The organism is Candidatus Phytoplasma phoenicium (genome assembly GCF_001189415.1).
Lineage (GTDB): Bacteria > Bacillota_I > Bacilli_A > Acholeplasmatales > Acholeplasmataceae > Phytoplasma > Phytoplasma phoenicium.
This window is the reverse complement of the sequence record NZ_JPSQ01000070.1, coordinates 1-3453: the sequence shown is the minus strand read 5'-3', so window position 1 is coordinate 3453 and position 3453 is coordinate 1. Positions and strand designations below refer to the sequence as shown.

Here is a 3453-nt window from a genome sequence, read left to right as displayed (position 1 = left end):
ATTATTTTATTTGGAGTTAGCATTTTGATATATAAAATTATATACTATTTTAAATCAATATTTTTTTATTTAAATTACCCAATCAAACCCTTTTTTAAATCCTTTAGATAAAAAGTTAAATTATACTGTGTTTGCATCACAGTAATGCAATCCTTTGATTGTTGTTTTTTAAAAAAATTATCTTTAATTTTTATTATCCTCCTCGCTTTTCTTTCAAGAAAGGTTTTTTTAGTTCCTTTGAACATTGATATTTTATTTTTATTTGTTAACATATTTGCAAGTAATAAAAAAGAAAAGAAATAAAACCAAAAATAAAGAAAAATTTTTTTGTCCTCATTAATTTATTTTTCTTTATCTTTGGTTTTTTTTCTTAGTTTTTTTACTTATTTATTTTTTTAGATTCTCAATATAAATTTTTAATCTTTTAATAAGATATTATAAAATTTAGTATTTTTGTTAAATATGTTCTTTAATTATCGTATTTTGTGTTTTTTATAAATCTTTTAAAAGATGAATGAGAACATATTATTATATAAAAAAATTGATAAAAAATTTTTATCTTTTTCCACGTGTTTTTTTTACATATTTTGTTCTTCATTTTTAGATTTTAAATATAAAAGTTCATCGTCAAATATTTTATAAAAAATAGTATTTTTGTTTATATATTGTTTAAATTTATCATTTTTGTTGTTATCTACATAATTTTGAAAAGAAGTATGTTCGTTACATAAAAAGATTGTTAAATGATTGTTTATTAATTCTCTTTCGCTTTCAAATTTATCAGGACTTTTTATTATCGTTGTTTTTTGGCAACAAGTAAAAATACTTTCAATTAAATCTTGGTTTTTAATTTTATATATTTTTAAATCATCCCATATATCAACTAAGGATTCATCATTATAGTGTTTACGTGAAAAACTTAATTTACCTTTTTTTAAATTAAATTTTACATTAATCGATTTTAAAAAAGAAATAAGAAAATTGGTTTTTCCTATTAAGGTACTCCCTTCAATTACTATTGAATTAGGTCGTCCGTTGGGTTTTTTAGTTCTTTTAATTGTTCTAATATTATTGTTTTAATATTTATAATATCTTCATTGTCATTTTTAAAGGTTTCTATAGGAAAAATAAACCAGTTTTGGGTAGGGTCTTTTGCTCTTAAAAAATATTGTCCTATGATTCTTTTAATTTGGGTAAGACTATTATAACGTTTAGAATTTTTTGTTTCATCTAAAAATTCATAAATGATACGAGTAGTATCCTCGGTTGTCATTTCTTTATCTGTGTTAAATCTTGTTCTTAAATCTGTAATAAATATTTCAAATTCATCATCTTGTTCTTTGGGTTTGGTAAAAGAAATATTTGATGTTTTAAATAATTCACCATCTTCTATAAATTCTGTATTTTCATCATTTATCCATTCATCACGTAAAGCGTCTGGAGATTCTACATTTTGAATTGTGGGGGTTTCTTTTAAGTAAATAAATTTACTAATACTGTTCCAATCTGGTTTGTTTTTTAATAAGAGAAATATTTTTGTTTCGTCGTCTATTTGATTTTTAGCGATTAATAAATATTTAATGTTATTAGTTTTGTAATGATATTTAAATACATCAAAAAAAATGCTTTGAGTTCATTTAAAGAGACCCCAAAACAAATATTATATATCAATCGAATATTTTTATATCGAATGCGTAATTTTTTTCTTAATTATAAAGGTCATTTCTTCTTTCTTGTGCTTTAATTTTAGTTTGGTAAGCACAATTAATAGGGTGAGAAACGACCAAGTAGCACAACCCTATTAATTCTACTTAAAAAACTAAACAAGAAATATTTTAAAATTTATAACCTTATTGTATAATAATTGTTTTTGATTGTCAAACAAAAAAATAAGTTATGAGGCATAAAGTAATTTAATTTAAAATTTTGTACGGCCTCATCGTTTAAATTTAATAAATTCCTTATGCTGTTAAAGTGAAAGTTTTTATTTTGATATTTTGTTTTTTAATAATGTTTGAGCTAAAGTTGTTGCAATTCTACCCCTAACAGTTCTTTTAATATAACCTTTTTTTATTAAATAAGGTTCATATACTTCTTCAATAGTCAAAATTTCTTCTCCTATAGAAGCGGCTATATTTTTTATCCCGACAGGCCCATTATTAAATTTATATACTAAATTAGTTAAATAATTATAATCATTTTTGTTTAAGCCGTTATCATCTATTTGTAATTGTTTTAAAGTTTCTAGAGTTATTTTATGTGTAATAATCTTATTAGAATAAATTTCTGCGAAATCTCTGGCTCTTCTAAATAAACGATTAGCTATACGTGGCGTTCCCCTGCTTCTTTTTGCTAATTCTAAAATTGCTGTATCTTCTATGCGGTTACCATAAACAGAAGCAGTACGTTGCAAAAGAAATTGTAATTCTAGAATTGTATAATAATTTAATTTTAAAATTAAACCAAAACGTTCCCTTAGAGGAGAAGAAATATTACCAAATTTAGTAGTGGCTCCTATAAGAGAAAAAGGAGGTAATTCCACTTTAATATTACGTTTATCTTCGTTTGTTCCAATCATTACATCTAAAATAAAATCTTCCATGGCTGAATATAAAATTTCTTCAATATTTTTGGTTAAACTATGAATTTCATCAATAAATAATACATCATTTTCTTGTAAAGTGCTTAAAATCATTGCTAAATCGCCGATTTTTTCAATATTAGCACCACTAATAATTTTAAATCCTACTTTTAATTCATTTGCAATAATTTTAGCTAAAGTAGTTTTGCCTAATCCAGGTGGGCCATATAATAATAAGTGATCTAATGATTCTTTTCTCTTTTGTGCTGCTTTTAAATAAACTGTTAAAATTTTTTTAATATGTTCCTGCCCTGTATATTGTTTTAAAGTTTGAGGTCTTAAAAATTGTTCATCTTTGAATGGAACATTGGAAGATTTTTGTTTCGCTTTTTTATTGGTAACCATAATCCATTTTGTCCTTTTATTTGGCTAAAAGTATTAATGCTTCTTTTAACATTAGTTCTAAATTCAATGTTAAATTTAATTTAGGCCAAATAGTTTGGATTTGTTGCAAAGTAAAACCTAAATTTTTTAATGCAGTTTGTATCTCTTTTTGTTTTGGGCTTAACATAATGTTATTAGTTTTGGATATTAATAATTTTTGTTGTAAATGAAAAATAATTTGTTGAGCTGTTTTTTTTCCAATGCCAGGAAATTTCACTAAATAATCAATATCATTTTGTTGAATCGCTTTTTGAGTTTTTACCAAAAGTTCTGAATTTGATATAACAATAGCGATTTTAGGACCTATCCCAGGAATAGTAATTAATTGTTTAAAAAAATTTAAAATATCTTTTTGTAAAAAACCATATAAAGTATGTCGCTCTTCTTTTATATCAAAATAAGTAAAAATTTTAATTTTTTGTTCTAAA

3 protein-coding genes are annotated in these 3453 nt (G+C 23.2%); all 3 read right to left on the bottom strand.

The annotated features are described in order from the left end of the window. Positions 1-1015 precede the first annotated feature (1015 nt). Positions 1016-1273 carry a hypothetical protein gene (locus tag AlmWB_RS01650; protein WP_050337429.1) on the bottom strand — a complete coding sequence of 86 codons (258 nt, stop codon included), beginning with the start codon at positions 1271-1273 and terminating at the stop codon, positions 1016-1018. Between the two features lie 711 nt (positions 1274-1984). Continuing rightward, positions 1985-2986 (bottom strand): Holliday junction branch migration DNA helicase RuvB, encoded by a 1002-nt coding sequence (gene ruvB / locus AlmWB_RS01645; RefSeq protein ID WP_050337428.1) that lies wholly within the window; start codon positions 2984-2986, stop codon positions 1985-1987. A gap of 16 nt (positions 2987-3002) precedes the next feature. After that, a partial coding sequence (gene ruvA, locus AlmWB_RS01640) for a Holliday junction branch migration protein RuvA (protein ID WP_050337427.1) occupies positions 3003-3453 on the bottom strand: 451 nt, incomplete at its 5' end.

Excerpts from the sequence above, each read along its gene's own strand:
- ruvB (WP_050337428.1), bottom strand. The coding sequence starts at position 2,986 with ATGGTTACCAATAAAAAAGCGAAACAAAAATCTTCCAATGTTCCATTC.
- AlmWB_RS01650 (WP_050337429.1), bottom strand. The coding sequence starts at position 1,273 with ATGACAACCGAGGATACTACTCGTATCATTTATGAATTTTTAGATGAA.